The sequence below is a fragment of the Chryseobacterium sp. Mn2064 genome, from assembly GCF_049319685.1.
Lineage (GTDB): Bacteria > Bacteroidota > Bacteroidia > Flavobacteriales > Weeksellaceae > Chryseobacterium.
On the sequence record NZ_JBMOUE010000001.1, the window covers coordinates 1,325,652 to 1,347,543 of the forward strand.

The 21,892-nt window shown below is 34.8% G+C and carries 23 protein-coding genes; 18 read left to right on the forward strand and 5 right to left on the reverse strand.

All coding sequences use genetic code 11. The features are described 5' to 3' along the window. The first annotated feature begins 46 nt into the window (after positions 1-46). The 7 genes from ACL9RH_RS05790 to ACL9RH_RS05820 all read left to right on the forward strand — a co-directional run bounded on the left by ACL9RH_RS05790 (position 47) and on the right by ACL9RH_RS05820 (position 6,810). Positions 47-1,336 carry a TolC family protein gene (locus ACL9RH_RS05790; RefSeq protein ID WP_422692392.1) on the forward strand — a complete coding sequence of 430 codons (1,290 nt, stop codon included), beginning with the start codon at positions 47-49 and terminating at the stop codon, positions 1,334-1,336. Positions 1,337-1,351: 15 nt separating this feature from the next. Beyond that, entirely contained in the window at positions 1,352-2,284 is a 933-nt protein-coding gene (locus tag ACL9RH_RS05795; protein ID WP_422692393.1) for an HlyD family secretion protein, read from the forward strand. 48 nt (positions 2,285-2,332) lie between these two features. Further along, complete coding sequence (locus ACL9RH_RS05800; RefSeq protein ID WP_422692394.1) at positions 2,333-3,247, forward strand: ABC transporter ATP-binding protein; 915 nt, start codon at positions 2,333-2,335, stop codon at positions 3,245-3,247. 10 nt (positions 3,248-3,257) lie between these two features. Then, positions 3,258-4,001 carry an ABC transporter ATP-binding protein gene (locus ACL9RH_RS05805; RefSeq protein WP_422692395.1) on the forward strand — a complete coding sequence of 248 codons (744 nt, stop codon included), beginning with the start codon at positions 3,258-3,260 and terminating at the stop codon, positions 3,999-4,001. Between the two features lie 15 nt (positions 4,002-4,016). Further along, positions 4,017-5,123 carry an ABC transporter permease gene (locus ACL9RH_RS05810; protein ID WP_422692396.1) on the forward strand — a complete coding sequence of 369 codons (1,107 nt, stop codon included), beginning with the start codon at positions 4,017-4,019 and terminating at the stop codon, positions 5,121-5,123. Beyond that, positions 5,120-6,244, forward strand: coding sequence for an ABC transporter permease (locus tag ACL9RH_RS05815; RefSeq protein ID WP_422692397.1), 1,125 nt, complete (start codon positions 5,120-5,122; stop codon positions 6,242-6,244). Before ACL9RH_RS05810 ends, ACL9RH_RS05815 begins: the two co-directional genes overlap by 4 nt. Before the next feature lie 77 nt (positions 6,245-6,321). After that, positions 6,322-6,810: a hypothetical protein gene (locus ACL9RH_RS05820; RefSeq protein WP_422692398.1), complete on the forward strand. Its 489-nt coding sequence runs from the start codon at positions 6,322-6,324 to the stop codon at positions 6,808-6,810. Between the two features lie 49 nt (positions 6,811-6,859). Here ACL9RH_RS05820 and ACL9RH_RS05825 read toward each other — a convergent pair whose 3' ends face one another. Both ACL9RH_RS05825 and ACL9RH_RS05830 read right to left on the reverse strand, forming a co-directional pair. Then, complete coding sequence (locus tag ACL9RH_RS05825; protein ID WP_422692399.1) at positions 6,860-7,672, reverse strand: anti-sigma factor; 813 nt, start codon at positions 7,670-7,672, stop codon at positions 6,860-6,862. 1 nt (position 7,673) lies between these two features. Continuing rightward, positions 7,674-8,267: an RNA polymerase sigma factor gene (locus ACL9RH_RS05830; RefSeq protein ID WP_422692400.1), complete on the reverse strand. Its 594-nt coding sequence runs from the start codon at positions 8,265-8,267 to the stop codon at positions 7,674-7,676. A 254-nt stretch (positions 8,268-8,521) separates the two neighbouring features. On the opposite strand from ACL9RH_RS05830, the gene ACL9RH_RS05835 reads away from it, so the two are divergent. From ACL9RH_RS05835 to ACL9RH_RS05845, 3 genes are all read left to right on the forward strand, one after another. Beyond that, positions 8,522-9,091 (forward strand): fasciclin domain-containing protein, encoded by a 570-nt coding sequence (locus ACL9RH_RS05835; RefSeq protein ID WP_422692401.1) that lies wholly within the window; start codon positions 8,522-8,524, stop codon positions 9,089-9,091. 77 nt (positions 9,092-9,168) lie between these two features. Next, entirely contained in the window at positions 9,169-9,882 is a 714-nt protein-coding gene (locus tag ACL9RH_RS05840; RefSeq protein WP_422692402.1) for a ferritin-like domain-containing protein, read from the forward strand. A 25-nt stretch (positions 9,883-9,907) separates the two neighbouring features. Next, positions 9,908-10,723, forward strand: coding sequence for a ferritin-like domain-containing protein (locus tag ACL9RH_RS05845; RefSeq protein ID WP_422692403.1), 816 nt, complete (start codon positions 9,908-9,910; stop codon positions 10,721-10,723). A 213-nt stretch (positions 10,724-10,936) separates the two neighbouring features. Here the strand turns inward: ACL9RH_RS05845 and ACL9RH_RS05850 are convergent, their stop codons facing one another. Beyond that, a complete protein-coding gene (locus tag ACL9RH_RS05850; protein WP_422692404.1) occupies positions 10,937-11,722 on the reverse strand; it encodes an XRE family transcriptional regulator in 786 nt (261 codons plus the stop codon). A 449-nt stretch (positions 11,723-12,171) separates the two neighbouring features. On the opposite strand from ACL9RH_RS05850, the gene ACL9RH_RS05855 reads away from it, so the two are divergent. The 4 genes from ACL9RH_RS05855 to ACL9RH_RS05870 all read left to right on the forward strand — a co-directional run bounded on the left by ACL9RH_RS05855 (position 12,172) and on the right by ACL9RH_RS05870 (position 16,959). After that, the gene (locus ACL9RH_RS05855; RefSeq protein ID WP_413930155.1) at positions 12,172-12,456 is read left to right on the forward strand and encodes a bacteriocin-like protein; all 285 of its coding nucleotides are present in this window, start codon (positions 12,172-12,174) and stop codon (positions 12,454-12,456) included. Positions 12,457-12,615: 159 nt separating this feature from the next. Then, complete coding sequence (locus ACL9RH_RS05860) at positions 12,616-13,101, forward strand: RidA family protein (RefSeq protein WP_422692405.1); 486 nt, start codon at positions 12,616-12,618, stop codon at positions 13,099-13,101. 173 nt (positions 13,102-13,274) lie between these two features. Next, positions 13,275-14,177: a hypothetical protein gene (locus tag ACL9RH_RS05865; RefSeq protein ID WP_422692406.1), complete on the forward strand. Its 903-nt coding sequence runs from the start codon at positions 13,275-13,277 to the stop codon at positions 14,175-14,177. A gap of 673 nt (positions 14,178-14,850) precedes the next feature. Continuing rightward, positions 14,851-16,959, forward strand: a complete 2,109-nt coding sequence (locus tag ACL9RH_RS05870) for a S8 family peptidase (RefSeq protein WP_422692407.1) — start codon at positions 14,851-14,853, stop codon at positions 16,957-16,959. A gap of 746 nt (positions 16,960-17,705) precedes the next feature. Here ACL9RH_RS05870 and ACL9RH_RS05875 read toward each other — a convergent pair. Next, positions 17,706-17,849: a hypothetical protein gene (locus tag ACL9RH_RS05875; protein WP_422692408.1), complete on the reverse strand. Its 144-nt coding sequence runs from the start codon at positions 17,847-17,849 to the stop codon at positions 17,706-17,708. A gap of 150 nt (positions 17,850-17,999) precedes the next feature. On the opposite strand from ACL9RH_RS05875, the gene ACL9RH_RS05880 reads away from it, so the two are divergent. Together ACL9RH_RS05880 and ACL9RH_RS05885 are read left to right on the forward strand one after the other, a co-directional pair. Then, on the forward strand, positions 18,000-18,395 hold the full coding sequence (locus ACL9RH_RS05880; protein WP_422692409.1) for a VOC family protein: 396 nt from the start codon (positions 18,000-18,002) through the stop codon (positions 18,393-18,395). A gap of 196 nt (positions 18,396-18,591) precedes the next feature. Next, positions 18,592-19,461: a DMT family transporter gene (locus ACL9RH_RS05885; protein WP_422692410.1), complete on the forward strand. Its 870-nt coding sequence runs from the start codon at positions 18,592-18,594 to the stop codon at positions 19,459-19,461. Positions 19,462-19,539: 78 nt separating this feature from the next. On the opposite strand, the gene ACL9RH_RS05890 is transcribed toward ACL9RH_RS05885, so the two are convergent. Further along, a complete protein-coding gene (locus ACL9RH_RS05890; RefSeq protein WP_422692411.1) occupies positions 19,540-20,322 on the reverse strand; it encodes a YdcF family protein in 783 nt (260 codons plus the stop codon). Positions 20,323-20,445: 123 nt separating this feature from the next. On the opposite strand from ACL9RH_RS05890, the gene ACL9RH_RS05895 reads away from it, so the two are divergent. Together ACL9RH_RS05895 and ACL9RH_RS05900 are read left to right on the forward strand one after the other, a co-directional pair. Then, positions 20,446-21,255 carry an AraC family transcriptional regulator gene (locus tag ACL9RH_RS05895; RefSeq protein ID WP_422692412.1) on the forward strand — a complete coding sequence of 270 codons (810 nt, stop codon included), beginning with the start codon at positions 20,446-20,448 and terminating at the stop codon, positions 21,253-21,255. 69 nt (positions 21,256-21,324) lie between these two features. Continuing rightward, on the forward strand, positions 21,325-21,798 hold the full coding sequence (locus ACL9RH_RS05900; protein ID WP_422692413.1) for a DUF6265 family protein: 474 nt from the start codon (positions 21,325-21,327) through the stop codon (positions 21,796-21,798). The last annotated feature ends 94 nt before the right edge of the window (positions 21,799-21,892 follow it).

Consider the following 21,892-nt stretch of genomic DNA (forward strand, 5'->3'; position numbering starts at 1 on the left):
TAAATAAACCCTGCAATTGATTTTTAACTTCAAATTATCAATTCTTATGTATAGAAATTTTAATATACACTGGCTTGCCATCGTATTTTTGAGCGGAACGCCTATTATTTCCTTACAGGCTCAATCGGTAAAGCTGACTCTCGAAGAATGTTATCGTCTTTCGAAAGAAAACTATCCTATGGTTAGAAAGCTTGGTATAATCTCAAAAACAAAAGATTATACCATAGAAAATGCCAACAAAAACTATTTGCCACAAATTTCCTTTTCAGGACAGGCTTCTTATCAATCACAAACTATTAATTTTTCTGATGCTTTGGGAGTGCTTCCTATAAGCACATCATTGCCTTCATTAAGCAAAGATCAGTATAAAATTCAAGGTGAAATAGATCAATTATTGTATGATGGAGGAATCATTCACAATCAGAAAGAACTTACAAAAGCCAATACGGAACTGCAGACCCAGAACATAGAAACCAGTCTTTACGCATTAAAGCAAAGAATTAACACCCTCTTTTTCTCAATCCTTCTGTTGGACGAGCAGTTAAAGCAAAATGCAATTAAAAAGAATAGCCTCCAGACCCAGGTTCAAAAAGCGGAAGCATCCTTGAAATATGGAACTGCATTCCGAAGTAATGTTGATGAGCTTAAAGCCGAAGTTGTAAACACCGATATGGAAGGAACAGAATATACTTCCAATCGGGCAGCCTATCTTAAAATGCTCTCCTTATTTATTGGCAGAAATGTATCAGACTCGTCAGAGCTTGAAGTTCCTGATCAGGAGATCTTAGCTTCAGAAATAAACCGACCGGAGCTGAAAGTTTTTGAACTTCAAAAATCTGTTTATACACTTCAGAAAGAACAGCTTACATCTGATTTCATGCCTAAAGTAAGTGCTTTTTTCCAGGGAGCGTATGGCAGGCCTACTCTTAATATCATTGAAAATAAATTTGGGCCATGGTTCGTGACCGGAGTTAGATTCAGCTGGTCACTGGAAAGCTTATATACTTTTTCTTCTAAAAAAGAAATCCTGGAACTTAACCGAAAAGCAACCGACGCAGATCAGGAAACATTTTTACTCAACACTAAAATGGACCTGGCTCAACAGGAAGAAGGGATTAGAAAGTATAATGAATTGCTTGAACAGGATAAAACGGTAATTGCTTTACGCCAATCTGTTACAAAATCTGCAGAAGCTCAGCTGGCTAATGGTGTGATTACCACTCACGAATACATTCAGAAACTTAATGCCGAACATCTTGCTGCCCAGATGAGGATTCTTCATCACATTCAACTGCTACAGGCAAAATATAATCAGAAATTCATATCCGGAAATTAATAATCCATCAATCCCATGAAAAAAATTATCATTACCATAAGCACTTTTATTCTGCTGGCAGGATGTCAACAAAAAGACAATTTTGATGCATCGGGAAACTTTGAAGCAGACGAAGTTATTGTTTCAGCGCAACAAAATGGAGAATTAATAGCCTATTCGATACAGGAAGGAGTCCAACTTAAAGCAGGCGCAACAGTAGGGCAGATTGATGTTAAAATGGCAACATTGCAAAAAGAACAAACAGAAGCTACCATTAAAGCCCTTCACGAAAAAACAAGCAATACCAATGAACAGGATCTGCTGGTAAAAAAGCAATTGGCAGTACAGGAAGCACAACTGGATCAGCAGCTTCATGAAAGAACAAGAACCGCTAATCTGGTAAAATCTGATGCAGCAACACGCAAGCAATTGGATGATATAGATGCGGCCATTGTACAGCTGAAAAAGCAGATCTCTGTAACGAGGCAACAACTTTCTGTGAATAACTCCAACAACAGTACCCAAAACCGCAGTGTCTTAAGCGAAAAGGCTCCTTTGGAAAAAACGGCAGCCCAGTTTCAGGAGCAGATTGATAAAGGAACGATTATCAATCCCATTAACGGAACTGTATTGGTTAATTATGCCTTAAAAGGAGAAATGCAGGTGATTGGAAAACCGCTGTATAAGATTGCAGATGTCAGCAGTTTAGATTTAAAAGCTTATATCACAGGAACCCAACTGCCACAAATCAAGCTTAATCAGCAGGTAAAAGTAAGGATTGACCAGGGAGAGAAAGGATTTAAAGAGTATCCGGGAACCATCGTTTGGATTTCTGAAAAATCTGAGTTTTCCCCAAAAACTATTCAGACTAAAGATGAAAGAGCTAACCTGGTGTATGCCATTAAAGTAAAAGTCAAAAATGATGGCTATTTAAAGATAGGAATGTACGGGGAAACCTTATTCAAATAGAAAAAATGCACAGATTTATTTCTGAAATATAAAATTCAAGGATCGAAAATGCACTCTGTTACAGTACAAAATATTATCAAAACCTATAACGGCGTAAAAGCGGTGGATGATGTTTCTTTTGATGTAAAAAAAGGGGAACTGTTTGGTCTTATTGGCCCAGACGGAGCTGGAAAAACATCGTTGTTCCGTATTTTAACCACTCTCATTCTCGCCGACAGCGGAACGGCAAGTGTGGAAGGACACGATGTTGTAAAAGATTATCAGACCATCCGAAATAAGGTAGGTTATATGCCTGGGAAATTTTCTTTATACCAGGATTTGACCGTAGCCGAAAACCTGAACTTCTTTGCCACTATTTTTGAAACTTCTATTGAAGAAAATTATGACCTGATCAAAGATATTTATGAACAGATTAAACCATTCAGCAACCGCAGGGCAGGCAAGCTATCTGGTGGAATGAAGCAAAAACTAGCGTTATGCTGCGCTTTAATTCATAAACCGGAAGTCTTATTTTTAGATGAACCTACAACAGGAGTTGACGTAGTTTCGAGGAAAGAATTCTGGGAAATGCTCGCCAAGCTCAAACAGCAGGAAATTACGATTATCGTTTCTACCCCGTATATGGATGAGGCAAAACTTTGTGATCGAATAGCATTGATTCAAAACGGTAAAATAATGTCAGTCAATGAACCGGAAACTATTATTCATAATTTCCCCAAGACTCTTTTTGCCGTTAAAAGCAGAAATATCTATCAATTATTAGAGAATCTCCGGTCAGACAAAGCCGTTGAAAGCTGCTATGCTTTTGGAGAATACCTTCATCTTACTTTATTGGCTGATGAAAATGAGCAGACTGTAAGAAATATCGCATTACAATACGATCCGGAAGAGCTGGAAGTCATGAAAATTACGCCCAACATCGAAGACAGCTTTATAAGACTGATGCAGGAACAAACACTATAAAAGAAATACCATGGAATCTAAAGCAATTATCTGTAAAGATCTTTCCAAACAGTTTGGAGACTTCAAAGCGGTGGACCGTATTTCTTTTGAGGTAGATCAGGGAGAAATATTCGGGTTTCTTGGAGCAAACGGAGCAGGCAAAACTACTGCCATGCGTATTTTGTGCGGACTTTCTTATCCTACATCCGGAACAGCCTCAGTGGCGGGTTTTAATGTTTATAAACAGCAGGAACAGATTAAGAAGAATATTGGCTATATGAGTCAGAAATTCTCTTTATATGACAACCTTACCATTTTGGAAAACATTGAATTTTATGGAGGGGTATATGGCGTTTCGCGTTCAGATATAAAGACGAGAAGCAATGAGCTGGTTTCTACTTTAGGATTGGAAAATGAAGCTAAAAAACTGGTAGGAGCATTACCGCTGGGCTGGAAACAGAAGCTTGCTTTTTCTGTCGCCATTTTTCACAGGCCTAAAATCGTATTTCTTGATGAACCTACAGGAGGAGTAGATCCTATCACCAGAAGACAGTTCTGGGACATGATATATCAGGCTGCCGCAGATGGAATTACCGTTTTTGTAACAACCCATTATATGGATGAAGCGGAATATTGTAACCGGATTTCAGTGATGGTAGACGGAAGAGTAGAAGCAATAGACACCCCCGCCAGTCTTAAAAAACAGTTCAATGTTCATTCTATGGATGAAGTATTTTACGAATTGGCAAGAGGCGCTAAAAGATCAGGAGACTAGCAAAACGGAAAGAATATGAAACAATTATTAGTATTCATCAGAAAGGAATTTTACCATGTATTTCGGGATCGCAGAACGTTGTTGATTCTCTTTGGTTTGCCGATTGTACAAATCATTCTTTTCGGATATGCTTTGAGCAGCGAGGTAAAAAATATTGGTATTGTGGTATTGGATAACGCTCACGATGTTCAATCGGAACAGATTATTTCCAAGATAGCCACCAGCCGTTATTTTAAAATGCAAAAACCTGTACTGAATTATCCTGATATCGAGAAAGAATTCAGAAAGGGAAATATTAAATGTGCAGTCATCTTTCCGACCAGCTTTGGTTCTGATCTTTACAGCAATAACGGGGCGAGAATTCAGATTATAGCAGATGCTTCAGATCCCAATACTGCAACAATACTAACCAATTACCTCAATGCTATTATAGCAGATTATCAGCAGCAGCTTAATCCTAATGTACGTCCTTCTTATCAGATTATTCCGGAGCTCAGACAGCTTTACAATGCCGATCAGAATGGATCTTTAAATTTCATCCCGGGAGTTATTGCTTTGATATTTATGATTGTAAGTACGGCCTTAACATCTGTCGCAGTCGTTCGGGAAAAAGAAATGGGAACCATGGAAATTTTATTGGTATCTCCATTCAAACCGGTTATGGTGCTCATTGCTAAAGCTATCCCTTATCTGGTGCTTTCTCTTGTTAATTTTATTATTATCCTTTTTCTTTCTGTCTATCTGCTGGACGTAGAAATTCGGGGAAGTTTGCTACTGCTATTTGCAGAAAGTATTCTTTTTATCATCACCTGCCTTTCATTAGGATTACTGATTTCCAATGTCACCAATTCACAGCAAACAGCGATGCTGATTTCCATGATGGGGATGATGCTTCCCACATTACTGCTAACAGGCTTTATGTTTCCGGTAGAGAATATGCCCTTGGTTTTTCAGGTAATTTCAAGAATATTACCCTCCCGATATTATTATGATATTGTGAAAGCAGTGATGTTGAAAGGTCTTGATTTCAGTTATGTATGGAAAGAAACACTTGTTTTATTGGGGATGTCGGTTGTATTGCTAACTCTTGCTTTAAAGAAATTTAAAATCCGTCTTTCATGAAAATAATGATATTTATATTGAGGAAAGAATTCCGGCAGATATTCAGGGACAAAACGATCTTGGCCATGATGTTCGTAATGCCCACAGTACAGCTGATTATTATGCCGCTGGCCGCCAACTTTGAAGTGAAAAATATTAATGTGGCCTATGTAGATCATGACCATAGCAGCTATTCTCAGAAATTGCTTCATAAAATTGGTTCATCAGGGTATTTTAAGCTTACCGGAAATCCCGATTCTTATAAAAAAGGACTGAAAATGATTGAAGAAGGTTCCGCAGATCTTGTCCTTGAAATTCCACAGGGATTTGAAAAAAATCTTGTTCGGGAAGGAAGCCAGAAACTCAATCTTTCCGTAGATGCTATCAATGGTACGAAGTCTTCTGTAGGAGGAAGTTATCTGCTTTCAGTGATCAGTGATTTTAATAATAATCTTGACATCAATATTAAATCTCCACAAGGAAACAGTACCGTCTCTACAGCGAAAATAAGTACGGATACCATCAATTGGTACAATATAAGAGCTGAGTATAAATATTATATGGTACCGGGAATTTTGGTGTTGTTGCTTACTTTAATAGGAGGATTTATAACCGCTTTAAATATTGTAAAAGAGAAAGAAATAGGAACGATAGAGCAAATTAATGTAACTCCTATAAAAAAGTGGCAGTTTATATTAGGAAAACTTATTCCGTTCTGGATTGTCGGGATGATTGTTTTTACTATTGGTCTGATTGTGATGTATATTATTTACGGTATCTTCCCGGAAGGAAGCCTTTTGACGCTTTATCTGTTTGCCGCCATTTATCTGATTGCTTTACTAGGATTAGGATTACTTATTTCCACTTTTGCCGATACCCAATTGCAGGCTATGTTTATTGCTTATTTCTTTATGATGGTATTCATGTTGATGAGTGGTTTTTTCACGAATACGGAAAGTATGCCGGATTGGGCAAGAACGGTTTCAAATTTCACTCCTGTTACTCATTTTATTAAGGTAGTCCGATTGATTGTACTGAAAGGAAGCCATTTCTCTGAAGTTAAAAATGAATTCTTTTATCTGATAGGATTTGCGTTTGTTTTAAATGGTCTTGCAATTTTCAATTATAGAAAAACCAGTTAATTAAAATTCATATAAAGTTATAGAGTAGGCATTTAATTAAAAAAAGGTATATTTACATACACCAAAAAATTATTAATATGTCATTCATAACACCAGAAGGAGCCAGAAAGGCCCAGCTCGATTTATCGGATAGAACTACAGTTGCCAATGCACTTCTTGCAGGCGCTGAAAGTATTTCAAAATACAATACAGGAGTATGTCATGATGCGGTTGCCTATGCTTTATATATGCGGGGAGCAAGGATCAGCCCAACCGAACTTGCAGAATCTACAGGACAACGATGGCTCAATAAATTCAACTATTTAGGAGGTCAAAAATGGAACGGATATTCTGTGATTCCTAAAGGAAAAGCAATCGGATTTTACAGGGTTATAGACAAAACATTCTTTCATTCTGCTATTACTACAGGCAATATTAATGAAATTCGTTCTGTAAACGGATTTAAATTAGGATCTGCCTGGGACATTCCGGTCAACATGAAATATGCGTTGGGTAAAATGAACCACGAAGATGGAACATTTACTTACGATGGAACAAAAATTGAAGTCTATATCTCTGATTTATAAATATCTTAAATATACAACAATTTTATGATCTATTGAAAATGGCTGGAAATTAAACTCCTCCCATTACATACATATTCTCCATAGTAGGTTCTTTGCTTCCCCCTTCTTTTTCAAGGGTTATAGCAAATGCCTGCGCTTGGGGAACTTGCGCCAATACGATCAAACTGTCTTTGTTCTCCGAATATAGACCTGCACTCACGGGTTTTCCGTCTGCTATTGCCCAGAGCTGATACTGCATTCCGGTAGGAGCTTTGGGTAAACTTTCGGCACTCAGATAAACATCTTTTGTCTTTTTATCCCAAAATACCATTGCTTTAGAGTCTGTATGCTTTTCGACACCCTTCAGCATTACCATCTGCATATCAGGATTGGAAAACATTCCTATTTTCTGATTCATTTTTTGCATTTCGATATCCTGGGCCTGCTTTTCGGTATGCATTTCTGCAATTTCTATTTTTCTTTCAGCTTCTTCTTTCATCCAAAACATATTTCCTGCAATACTTGCAATCAATATAACAGAAGCCGCAATAGCCAGATTTTTCCAGATATTACTTTTTCCTTCAATTTTAGTTTCCTCCTGAGGCTTGGCAGAAGGGATATCCAAAGCGATCACCGGCTGAAGTTCTTCCGCCGTTTGTTGTTCCTGAATCTTATTCCAGATCTTTGATCTTAAATCATCTGGAGGTGTTACAGCCTGAGCCGTAGCAAGATTTTCCAAAGTTTTCTGAGCTTCTTCTACAGCTTCTTTTACTTCAGTATTATTCTTCATCACACACTCCAAAATACCAGCTTCTTCAGGAGAAGCATGGCCTAGAATATAAGATTCTATGATTCCGGATGATATGTATTCTTTAGTGTTCAATTTATTGATAATCTTTTAGCAAATCCTTTAATTTCATCAGCGCACTTCGCATCTTTGTTTTTACCGTTCCCAGCGGTATCTTCAGTTTTTCGGATATTTCATTTTGGGTATATCCCTGATAATAAGCAAGATCAATAAGTTCCTGCTTGTCTACTTCAAGCCCTTCCAATACATTACTAAACCCGATATAATCGGAGGATTGATTTGTCGTTGAAAGTTCTGCAGTATTATATACGAAATCGGGAAGTGATTGGTTTTTAAGTTGATTCTGAAATCCTTTCGACTTCAGATAATCTATTGCCGTATTCCTTGCAATATTAATCATCCAGGTATAAAATCTCCCTTTGGAAGCATCATATTGATGAATAGAATTCCAGATTTTAACAAACACATCCTGAATAACTTCTTCTGTATATTCTTTAGACTGAACGATTCGAAGAATGATTCCGTATAACGCACCAGAGTAGTGATCATACAGATAATGAAAACCGTTTTCGTTTTTTTCTTTTAATAAAACGATAAGTTCCTCTTCAGAATAGGTTGTTTTAATAGCTTTTATTTTTCTACCCAAATGTAATAAAATAAATAACACCATCAACAGAATATAAATAATCTTTTATTTCAAATATTGTATTAAAAAAACATTCATAGAATTATCAATATGAAATATTTTCAGCTTTTTCTTTTCAAATATTCTAAAAAATCGGTTTCAAAAAAATTCGAACTAAAAATAAACAAGCTGATAATCAATTATTTATGATTTATTTTCTTTTTTTTCAATCTAAAATAAAACCAGCTTCGTAAATGACATCAAGAACAAACATTAATTACTAATAAAAAATTAACGCAATGAACACACTATCAAAAATCACAGTTGCAGCAATGATCACCATGTCATTCGCTTTTAGCGGGAAGGTAACAGCACAAACAATGAAAGAAAAAACAGTAATGGTAGGAGGAGCTCCGATGTATCCCTCCAAAAATATTATTGAAAACGCAGTGAATTCTAAAGACCACAAAACGCTGGTAGCCGCTGTAAAAGCTGCAGGCCTGGTAAGTACTTTGGAAGGAGCAGGCCCCTTCACGGTATTGGCTCCTACAGATGCAGCATTTGCCAAACTTCCAAAAGGAACTGTTGAAAATCTTGTAAAACCAGAAAACAAGGCAATGCTTACAAAAATACTTACCTATCATGTACTAGCCGGAAAATACAGTGCTAAAGACATCTGGGCAGCAGTAGCAGCAGGAAAAGGAACAAGCATGATGAAAACCGTAGAAGGAGAAGATCTTACATTCTGGACAAAAGGCAAAAATTTGTATGTGAAAGATGCTAAAGGAAATAGTGCAAAGGTGACTATCGCAGACGTAAACCAGTCTAACGGAGTAATCCACGTAATAGACACCGTTTTGATGCCATAGTAAAATTAGTTGTTAAACAGCATAGTAATATGCTGTTTTTCATTCTTCAAACTCAATCAATCACTAAAAATAATACTATGAAAAATACAATTTACGTATCTAATCAGGGAGCAACCCTTGATACTGGCAGAAGAAATTTTCTGAAACTGAGTGGAGTAGGAATAGCCATTGCAGGCTTGGCACTTATCGGCTGTAATGATAACGACGATTTCCAAATTATGAATGATAGCCCGGTTTTTGATCTGGGAGCTGGAGACGTTGGAGTACTGAACTATGCATATGCTCTTGAACAGCTTGAAGCAGACTTCTATACAAAAGTAGTTAACAATTTTTACGCAGGAATATCAAGTGTTGAAAAAGAAATCTTTACAGATCTTTATCATCATGAAGTAGTTCACCGTGATTTTTTCAAAGCAGCCATCAGTTCTGCTACCCAAAATGTGCTTCCAAAGCTTGAATTTCAATATCCCAATGTCAATTTCAATGATCGAAATTCTGTATTAGCAACATCAAAAGCGCTTGAAGATACGGGAGTTGCAGCTTACAATGGCGCAGGGAAATATATTACCAATCCCGACTATCTTGTTATTGCAGGAAAAATAGTATCGGTGGAAGCCAGACACGCTTCTGCCATCAGAAACCTAATCAATCCAGGATCTGCTGATTTTTCAGGGGATGACGTTATTGATGCAAACGGACTTGATCTGGCCAAAGAACCGAAAGATATTGTTATGGCAGCCGGAGCATTCATAAAAACTCCTTTCACATGGAAAGAAAGAGGAATAAGTTAATCATTCACTACCAAAATTTTATATTATGAATATCCTAAAACTATTAGATAAACTCTCTAATGACAAGTTTTTCACTGAAAAAACTTCCAGATCAGATTCTTTTCACAGTATTTCAGAATTTGGAAAAAAAGCAGCCATAGCATCGGTTCCCCTTGGACTGGGCACTATGATGTCCTCTCCTGCAAAAGCCGAAACTACAAATACAAAAGCAACTGCATACTTCTTGAAAAGTACTCTCACAGACGCATTGCAACTTGCACTGGTATTAGAATACCTTGAGAATGAATATTACAGTATGGGACTTTCTAAAGCAGGCCTTATTCCTAATGGAGACCGAACTGTTTTTATGCAGATTTCAAAACACGAATCCGCTCATGTTAATTTCCTGAAAAGCACCCTTACTTCATTAGGGGTAACTCCTGGTGCAAAACCTACATTTGATTTTACAGCCAATGGTAATTTCTCTCCGTTTACAGATTATAATCAATTTCTTATACTGGCTCAGGCTTTTGAAGACACAGGAGTAAGAGCTTATAAAGGACAGGCAGGTAATGTAATGTCTAATAAAGTAGTTTTACAGGCTGCTTTACAGATCCATTCCGTAGAGGCAAGGCATGCTTCACAGGTAAGAAGAATGCGTGCTAATAAAGGATGGATAGAATTGGCTAATGGAGGAAATATGCCTTCAGCTACCAATGCAGTGTACGCTGGTGAAGATAATATTAACCAGGCGGGTTATAATACCGGAACTTTATTTGGAGCGGCGGCAGGCTCGGCAGCTTATGATGAAATTTTAAGTGGCAGTGATGCACAGTCTATTGCTTCTTTATTTATAGTATAATTGTGATTTGGATGGTGATAAAGTGGTGTGTCCTTTTCCGGGACCTCCGGAAGAGGACATTTAATGAAAAAAAATTAGATCGTAGTTATTCCTTAAGAAAATACAGCTATCATTATCCTATCAGTTTTTCTAAATTTTTAATAATACAGCCGAGCTTTTATATGTTCGGCTGTATTATTATAGATTGGCTAGTACAATTTTTATACGCTTGTATTAAGCTTTGCGACGGCGAACAGAAACTTTACGATCCAAATCTCTAATGTCCTGTCTCAGTTCACGGAACATTTCTTTGAAATTATAATTTTCATAATCTCCCGGTTCAAAATCTTCCGGGAAAATACCTGAAGCATATTGCCATATTTCCACAACTTCCTCAAAAGGAATATCATAAGGCTCATAGAATGAATTGTCAGCACTTACACTAATAGCATTATCTTTTCTTTCCTTAAACCTTTTATAGGTAATCCCATCATTCAAGGTAACAAAGACATATGTTTTTCCAGGTTTCAGATCATTAACGCCTTCTACATATTTGCCTACAATATAAGACCCGTTTCTGAAAGGTGGCATAGAGTCTCCGTCAGCTGGAAAAGCTCTGTATTTTCCATTCGTAAGGAAGGGAAGGGCAATTCTCTGAAGACTTTCAATATATTCTACATCGCTGTATCCTTCAAGATATCCCATAGAGGCTTTTTGAGGAATAATTTCTATGGTATCATTTCCATGATTATCTACAGCTACTGGAAGAACAATTCTGTTATCCGGAAGCTTCAGCATTTCATCTATAGGATATTTTTGAATATCAACAGACAGAAGAAGGTCTATACTTACATGGAAATATTTTGATATTTTGATCAGAAGCTCGATGGGTGGTTCTGATATTCCATTTTCGTATTTAGAATACCGAACTCTGGAAATAGTAAGTTCATCGGCTACATTTTGTTGGGAGAGTTTTCTCCCTGCTCTTAAGAAGCGTATATTATTTGAAAAAATTGACATTGATAAAAGTATGTCAGCAAAAATACAAAATTTGATATTGCCTATCAATGATATGAGCAGGTTTTACTGTAATAAATAAAGAAATTAAGCCTCCTTTTTTTATTTGCTTTAAAAAGTATAGATTTTGAATGCTTTTTACCCCCTTATTTTTATTCCTTGTGATCCGTTTCAGGTACAAATTTCATCTATTCTTAACGATTTGAAAAATACTCATAAATAAACCACATTTGGTGTAAAATATTAACTCTACATTTTTCAAATTGAATTATTATTTTTAACATTTAGTAAATCAATCACATATAAGTGAAAATATTATTTTGACTAAAATACACTTATATTAATGAAATATTAAATAATAAAAACATATAATTAATTTATTGAAAATAATTTGCAATTGTATTGTTATTATTCATATATTCGTGATGTAATAATCATATAAAATTATAGTTATGAAAAACTTAAAAAAATTAGACAGAAACGAATTAAAAGCTATTTCAGGTAATGGATTATTAGATCCAATCGGAGGTCTACTAGGTGGACTAGGAGGAGTAGTAGGTGGTGTAGTAGGTGGTGTAGGTACTATCGTTGGAGGGGTAGTTTCCGGCGTAGGATCTACAGTAGGTGGAGTAGTTGGCGGTGTAAGCACTGTTGTAACTAACGCTTTATGCCAAACACAGTGTGTAGTAAATGGTGTTATCCACATCAAATTACTAGAGTGTGGTTCTACTTGCTAATCAGCAGACCCATTAAAGTTTAAAAGTCAACCGCTCTTTTTAGAGCGGTTTTTTTATGAATAATATGATGATAGTAAGAATTTTTAAATAAATACAATCAACATATGTATAGGCTTCTTAGAATTAAGAGCTTTAGGTTTGCCTAAATTATTTAAAACAATGAAATCTATATTCAATTTATCAGCCCTTTTACTGGGCTTTCTGGCTTTATCGCAAAATACGAATTCTGTATTACACAAAAATCCAAAAACAATTTTTGATCCAACCCCATTTGCCTTTTCACATTCTGCAACAGTAATTGAAACCAAAGGGAAATATGTATTTATTTCTGGCCAAAGTGGAGGAGAGGGTTTGCATCATGTTCTTTCTAATGATTTTAGAACCCAGGTTAAAACATCACTGCAAAATCTGAAAACCATACTTGCGGAATATGATTTAGAAGCTAAAGATATTCTCAAAATTACAATACTGATTGTAGATCATAACCAGGAAAAACTTAAAATATGGACCGAAGAAGCTTCTAAAATTTGGAAGAACGATCAGTTTCCTGCAAGTACTTTAATTCCTGTACCCAAATTAGCATTAGACAATATGCTGATAGAAGTAGATGCTGTTGCATTTATGAAAGACAAACAGAGAATTTAACACATTGCATAATATTCTGATTTTGAGACAAAAAAAAGGTTTAGAGTACTAAATAAGTGGCTTAAAAAGTAGTTGATGGGTTGTGAAATTTTATTAAAAATTAGATATAAAATATACTTTTGACAGAAATATTTTAAAAATACTAGTTGATGAAAAAAAAGATTTTGCAATTAATGTTTCTTGTAGTAGGAACATATTTTTTTGGACAAGTAGGTATTAATACTACTGTTCCTGGAAGTACTCTAGCTATCAATGGTTCTATAGCCACTAAGTACAGACTTCTTACAGGTAATTATACAGCCACTATTAATGATGAGTATCTCGATTATAAAGGGACATCAGACATTACAGTAACATTACCTGCGTCCATATCCGGTACAGGTAATTTTGAGGGTCGAATTTATGAAATAAGAAATGGAAGTACAAATAATACAATTACAGTACAAACTAGTGGAACAGAGAATATTGATATTCAGACAACAAACACAAACTCTATTGAAGTTCCTGCAGGATATGTAGCTACTCTTAAAAGCAATGGAAAAACTACAGGTGCAACCTGGATACTTACATTATTAGGTTCAGGAAGCATACCAGCTGGTGCATCAGCTACAATAACTAAAAGAAATTATTTTATCCCACAGGGTTCAATAGTTGGTGATTCGTTCGATGTTACAGATACTTCTTTGGTGCTAGTTCCTAACACTTTAGTAACAATAAATACCCCTTCTGATAAAGTGGTTTGGCTGAATTTTCTTTTAGGAGTGGATGAAGCAGGTACCGGAACTGGTGTACCTTATTTAAGAGCTGAAGTATATCTACAGCCTACATCTGCAGGAACTCCTGCTACAACAACAACCAATCAAACTCTTTATGCTACGGGAATAGCATTGATTCAACAGGAATCAGTTAGAGGAGCTCAATTTCAAGTGTCACTATCAGGGGTATTGAATGTACCAAAAGGGTCATACTATGTGTATGTAAGAATGCTAAGATGGGCAAATCTGGGAATAACTTCTGGAACCAATCAACCAATGACTACATTATCATCATCGTTTAGCTCTGCATTTCTTAATTAAATCAAGAATTTGTTTAGAAAGGTCAAGTAAACCAGAATAAATTTAAGAAGCACTAAATTAAGCTCCAAAGTAATAGACTTTGGAGCTTATCTATGTTATGTACATCCGAATTAAGAAAATTGCTTTGTCCAGATTAGTATATCAAAAATCTTATTAAAGTATTAACAATCTTAAATCCAAATATATACATCAATGTTACACAAGAATTAATTAAAACTCAACAGAACATGAAGAAAAGATTATATCCCAGAATTATAGAAAAGACTAATTTCACGGAATGATATTCTATAAAACAATTCACTATATTATGAATTATTAAAATTGTTTTACGCAAAAACCGACTTAATTTTGTAAAACAAAAACTAACCTATAAACTGAAAATTAGAAAGAAGAAAAACTAACTATTCAAGAGATTTAAACATCTATTTATCTCATTAATAAAGGGATGCCTTGATTTGTTTTCATTTGAACCTAAAAATTCAAAATGACCAGTTTCTTTTACAATTTGTATACAATCGTTATTTATTTTATATTCTTCAGAATATTTTTTTTAATTACAATTTCACGAATCAGTGAATTAAATAAGCAAATTGTATCTGATTCATTTAAAAAATAAATCGTTAACATTTATTTTATGACTATCAACCAACTTATAAAATCTTAAAAAAACGAAATGAAAAATTGCAATCAACACCAAAGAATCGAGGAACGGACAAAAAGCATCATTAAAAGGAATGATGAAATCCCGTTACAGACTGAAAAGCTTGAAATATTAGCAGAAAAAGGATACAATTTCACAAAACTATTATTTATGAAAGCTATTGATAAAATTATGCTGATACTGTTCATGATGATTACAGGAATAGTATACGGACAGGTAGAATCAAAATATTTCTATTATTACAAAGATAAAAAGTATTATCTGCAGCTTGATAAAAGTACAATAGCCATTTCTGCGGGTAATGATAATATTGATAAAATTTTTGAGTCAAAAAACAAACCTATGGAGCTCAATAGCAGGAAAACAGTTAAAACTATTGACAATCTGGCTTTGAAGAATAGAGACAACAAGGCTTTCTATCTTGAAATTAAATCTGATCATCAGAAAACAGATAAAGAATATATTTCTAATGTGAAAGAAAAAAATAGTCATTCGGATGTTTTGCTTGCATCGCCTTGCTTCATTTCTCCAGAAGGGAAAAAAGTAGGAATGTCTAATAATTTCTATGTAAAACTTAAATCTAAAAATGACGTAAAGCTTTTATATGAATTAGCAAAGAAGAATAATATAGAAGTATTAGGTTATAATGAATATATGCCGCTTTGGTTTACACTGGCCTGTACAAAAAAATCCGCACTTCCAGATGCTATGGTAATGTCTAATTTATTCTATGAAACCGGTTATTTTGAATGTGTTGAACCGGAATTTATTTATCATGATCTCCAAAATTCACAAGACCCGTATTTCAATAATCAATGGGGTTTGAAAAATACAGGACAGCACGATGCTGCGTATACAGGGTTAGATTTAAAAGCCGAGCCCGCATGGCTAAGTTCTACAGGAACCAATATTAAAATAGCGATTTTTGATGACGGTTTTGAAATGGATCACCCGGATCTTGTAGACAATGTCCACGGAACGGGCTTTGATACGTTTACAAACACTTCTCCTTCAGTGGTAAGAGGAAGTCATGGTACGGCATGTGCTGGGATAGCTGCAGCCGTTCAAAATAATACTCTGGGAATAAGTGGAGTAGCTCCAGGAGCACAATTGATTTCCATCAGCAACACCCAACTCCTTTCAGATACACCTCAGCAAATTGCGCGCGGTTTCAATTGGGCAAGAAATCAAAATATTGATATCATAAGTAATTCCTGGGGAGGTCATATTCCATCTGGCATTGTAGATGATGCAATAACAGATGCATTAACACTTGGAAGAAATGGTAAAGGGATGGTTATCGTTTTCAGCGCAGGAAATAAAGATTCTAATGTTTTATATCCTGCTAATTCCAATCCGCAGATTCTGGTTGTAGGTGCAATGAGCCCTTGTGGAGAAAGAATAACTCCAAATTCTTGCAATAATTCATACGGTTGGAGCTGTAATGGTCCTAGGTTAGATGTAATGGCTCCCGGTGTAAATATACCCACTACAGATCGCCAGGGAAATAACGGCTATGATGCATCAGATTATACACAAACATTTGATGGAACATCGTCCGCAGCTCCGGCAGTGGCAGGAATAGCAGCTCTTATTCTTTCAAAAAACCCAACCTTGACAGTAGCCCAGGTGAATAATTATATAGAAATGTCTGCCAAAAAAGTAAGAACAGATCTTTATAACTATAATAATACAGCCGGAAGACCCAATGGAACATGGAATACACAAATGGGATATGGTTTGGTAGACGCAGAAATGGCACTTCTGTTTACTCCGCCCGCACCGCCAAATAGCATTAATAATGAAAGTCGTCAGAAAGCTCAGGAAACCATTACTTACGATCCCATAATTATTGAAAACAATCTGGGAATATCAGATGTTGATATGGTGAAAATTTTCCCAAATCCAAATAACGGAGTATTTGAGTTGAAGATTAGTGAAAACCTAGTAGATTATTCAGTTTCAATATATTCAGCATCAGCAAGAGAAGTCTTCAGTAGAAAAAATATATTTAAAAATTTGATAAAAATTGATATCAGTAAGGAACTGCCAGGAATTTATATCTTGAATGTTATCGATAAAAACGGTAATGTATATACAGAAAAAATGATAAAGAAATAATAATATATTCTGTATAGAACAAAGAATATAAAATAATAACACTTATGATAGCTGTAGGAATTAAAATACAGCTATCATATTTTAAAATAAACTAATTCTAATTGACGAGTTTGAGAAAATAAACGCAACAGACTTTTTATATTTTATTTCTTCTTCATTTTTTAGTATTAAGGGGAAAATGAAAAATTGAGACCACAAACAACTTTAACCAATTAATATGATTAAAAATAAAGACTAGAATGTATTCTGTTTTAAATTATTCCCACTTTGCATTACTGATTTTTGGAGATGACCCAATAGCTATGGAAGTGCCTGAATTCATAGAAAAGATTCAAATCTATTATCTGAACCTACAAAAATGTTTTTTTAAAAAGTAAGACTGATGAAATATTCAATTTAACATAATATAAATTATAGGAATAATATAATATCTTGGAAAGAGAAGGGTAACCGTCTTAGAATCGATTATTTACCCTTATTTTCTTCCAGATAACTTATAACGATTTCTCGGAACTCTTCCTTTGTCAATATCCATAAGAATAAAACAAAAAGATAAATTCCATTTCCACGCCGTCTACAATATCACGCCGTTCATCTTGTTCTATAAATCCGTCCAAGTCTCCATAATCCTCTGAATCTTTTTTTAACGGCGTATAAAGCCAATTTTTGGAAAAATATTGACCATAAGAATTCATGGTTAGAAAAATAATGTTTTAAAAGTTGGTCAAAAAATTTAGGCTTCTCACTTATCCATATACATCCCAATCATTGTCGTAAAGATAATGGTCAAAAGTAATGCTCTGCCATTGTAATGCGAAACGTTTATCTCCACTCAGATGATCTGTATTTCCGCCTAACTTATTGATTTTCTTTATAATACTTTCATTCATTATTTTATATTTATACTATGTTTGTAGAAAACCACTTCAATATTATGTTAAATCCAACACTATCTTTCCTTTAAAAATACAAAATCTTGTCCTATGACAGTCTTAATGATCATTAAAGTTGATAATTTTATATACTTAAAACCAAATAATATGAAACCTAAAATGATTTGGGCTAACTTTGCCGTTGCTAACCTAGAGCGCACTCAAAATTTCTATTCTGCACTTGGATTTAAACCTAATAATCCGAATAGTTCTAATGAATTAGTCAGTTTTTTTGTGGGAGAAAATGACTTTGTTATTCACTTTTTCCTGAAGAATATCATTGAAAGTAATGTGAAAAATGTAGTATTCGGAGATCCTCAAAAATCTAGCGAAATCATATTTACCCTTTCTGCGGAAACTAAAGGCCAGGTAGATCTTTGGGCAAATGAAGTGAAAAAAGCAGGCGGAACAATTGTATCAGAACCTGAAGAGTTTGGAGAAAAGTATTATGGTTTTGTGTTTGCAGATCCTGATGGACATAAATTTAATGTTTTTAAAATGTAGGAATTCTTCATTGGTTTCCCTACATTTGCTATCAATAATTTTTCTATGAACCGAGCGAACTGTTTGCCTCCTCCGGCACCTTAATATTTTCAAATTTGATTTGAAGCTTTATTATGCTGTTAAGATTTAACAGTATAATTTATTGTACTTCATAGTCTTAAAAAATATTAATCAAAATTTCAACAGTTCATTATCAATGAAAAAATCATATTTATTATTACATCTGGCCGTAGTATTGGCTGGGTTTACGGGTGTATTCGGAAAATTAATATCTCTTAACGAAGGTTTACTGGTCTGGTACAGACTTCTCTTCTCCTCTATTATTCTGTTTTTTATTTTAAAGCTGCTTAAAATTCCTTCTGATATTCGGTTTAAGGATAAGGTTCAGATAGGTAAAGCAGGGCTTCTTATTACTTTACACTGGTTGCTTTTCTATGCCAGTATAAAATATGCCAATATCTCTATAGGAGTTATTTGTTATTGCCTTACAAGTTTTTTTACAGCTATATTTAAACCCATTATTGACAAAGAAAAATTCAAAATATCTGAACTGCTTTTAAGTACACTTACACTTTTAGGAATAAGTCTAATTTTTCATTTTGACACGGCCTATCAACTTGGGATCATCCTTGGTGTATTTTCATCTGCTATTGCTGCTCTTTATACCATCTACAATAAACGTTTAGTCCAACAGTTTGATACTAAGGTAATCAACTATTACCAGATGGCAGCCGGAACTTTATGCTGGGGCGCAATTTTGCCTATATACCTCCTCTATTTTAAAGCAGATAGCATAGTTCCTGGATTGAAAGACGTGGCTTATTTGGGGCTATTATCGCTTTTCTGTACTGTAGGGCTTTATGTGCTATTTGCAGAGGTTTTAAAGAAAATTCCAGCATTTACAGTGAATCTGACTTATAATCTGGAACCGGTATATGCTATTATCATGGCTTTTCTGTTTTTTGGAGAAAGTAAGGAAGTTAATCTTTCTTTTTATATTGGTTTGGTATTTATTATTGTATCTGTGATTTTACAGACTATAATTTCACTAAAAAAATCTCAATAATCCTATTTACCTAAAAGAAACCGGGCCCTTAAGCTAGCTTAAGGGCCCGGTTCTGTACTATATGATACGTATTAAAAACTAACCGTTCATTCCAAGACTGTTATACAGCTCTACCTGCCATATTCCCAGCACCTCTTTTAGCATCACAAATGTAAATGCCGCATTATAACTATTAGGAAATAAAGTAATTTCAGTATCAATAAAATCTGAAGCCTCAGGAATAGGATTCAATCCAAAAGTTTGAAACAAAGCAATAGATCTTTTTATATGAAAACCGGAAGTTACCAAATATACATTGGAAGGAGACATCTGTTGTAAGATCTTACTTGAATATTTGGCATTTTCATAAGTATTCATGCTCTTATCTTCTTTAATCATATCAGAGTCTGGCACTCCCATGCTTTTAAAATTTTCACGGAATAACTCTGCTTCACTGATACGCCCTCTTCCCTTTCCGGAAATTATTATTTTACAAGGAAGATTATTTTTCTTGTATTCATGATACAATTGGTAGGCTGTAACAACTCTGGAATAGGACAGAGTATGCAGCTTTTCAATGTTACCGATATCTACAACTCCACCGCCTAATACTACAATTACGGGGTTCTTCAAAGCTGTATTCTTTGCATTTGCTGCCTTCACATAGCTTTTCTGTAGATAATCTGAGGCTAGTCTTCCCAGAAAGCCATTTCCTATCGCAATGATCATTACAACGGTAAAAGCATAGATGCCTATTTTGAGATTTTTTCGTTTGTTTTTTCTTCTTAAGAGTGCTATAACAATTACAGCAAGGAATAATAAGAAATAAGGTTCTGCTAAAAGTTGCAAAACTTTAAATAAAAGGTCAAGTACAAATTTCATTTTTAAATAATATTGATGAATGCTTAAAAACATTGGATCAAATATAAGACGAATTTATCGTGTATTCTTCGTTATTTTTCCCTTATTATTTAATAATTTTAGAATTAGAATTATTGTATTTTTATGGATTATCAGATATTTAAACCTAACGCCAACCTGGCTCCTTTTATTAAATGTTACTGGACTCTGGATCACCCAAAAGAGGATGTTCCGCAGGTGCAGACCATTGTGCCGGACGGATGCATGGAAATGATCTTTCATTATGGAGATCTATACCAGCAATATATTGATGAAAAGGCAGTTGTACAACCCAGAAGCTGTGTTTTCGGACAACTGACACAACCATTAAAGATAAAGCCAACAGGAGTTACAGGTATATTTTCTGTAAGATTTCACCATGATGGTTTCATTCCGTTTGCTACTCTGCCTATAAAAGAAATGGATGACAGAGCTGTTTGTTTAAAGGAACTTTATGGTAATGAAGGAACTGAACTAGAGAAAAATGTAGTTTCAACTCAAACTATTAAAGAGAAAATAGATATTGTAGAAGCATTTTTATTGAAAAGATTTAATAACGAAACCATCGACAGGATTGTGAAAACTACTTTAGATTTGCTCTTAGATATGAACGGGCAGATATCTGTAAATGAACTTTCCATTCAAACCAATATCAACCGCAGACAGCTGGAACGGAAGTTTTCTTCAACAATTGGATTAAGTCCGAAACAACTTGCCAAAACCATCCGACTTCAAACGACTCTGAAGCATCTTCTCAATAAAGAATATGTAAATCTTACGACGCTTGCCCACGATTCTGAATATTACGATCAGGCACATTTCATTAAAGATTTTAAAGAATTTACAGGGCTTACTCCTAAAGAATTTTATGGGGAAAATCTTCAGATGTCTTCTTTATTCTATGGATCAGAGTAAAGATGTCGCATTTTTACAATTCTGAATCCTTCACCATGCCCGAACTTTGCTTCAATAAAATAAACGGCAATGAAAACAAAACTTCTTCTCCCTGTTTTTGGATTATTAATATCAGGAAGCTGGGCTCTTCAACAATCTGGAATTCAAAAAGCAGAATGGTTGCTGGGAACCTGGGAAACTAAAACTTCCAAAGGCAGCCTCTACGAAACATGGGTCAAAAAAAGCAATACTGAACTACAAGGAAAAAGCTATTATCTCAATAAAAAAGATACTATTCTATTTGAATCTGTCAGATTAATAGAAAAGAATAAGCAACTGCATTATATTGTTTCCGTAAAAAATCATAACAATAATCTCCCTGTTGATTTTACCTTGAAATTGATTAAAGAGCCCTATTCTCTCATCTTTGAAAATCCCAAGCACGACTTTCCTCAAACGATTGTATACAAAAAAGCCGGCAAAGACTCTCTGTTTGCAGAAATTTCAGGAATGATGAATGGAAAAGTAGCAAGACAGTCATTTCCTATGAAAAAGATACAATAGATTATATGCTGGTCTGCAGCTAAGAGTAATTTTTTCTGTTTAAAATTGAAATAACCTCTTTATATTTAAAAAAGAGCTTTTGCTTTTTTCTTTA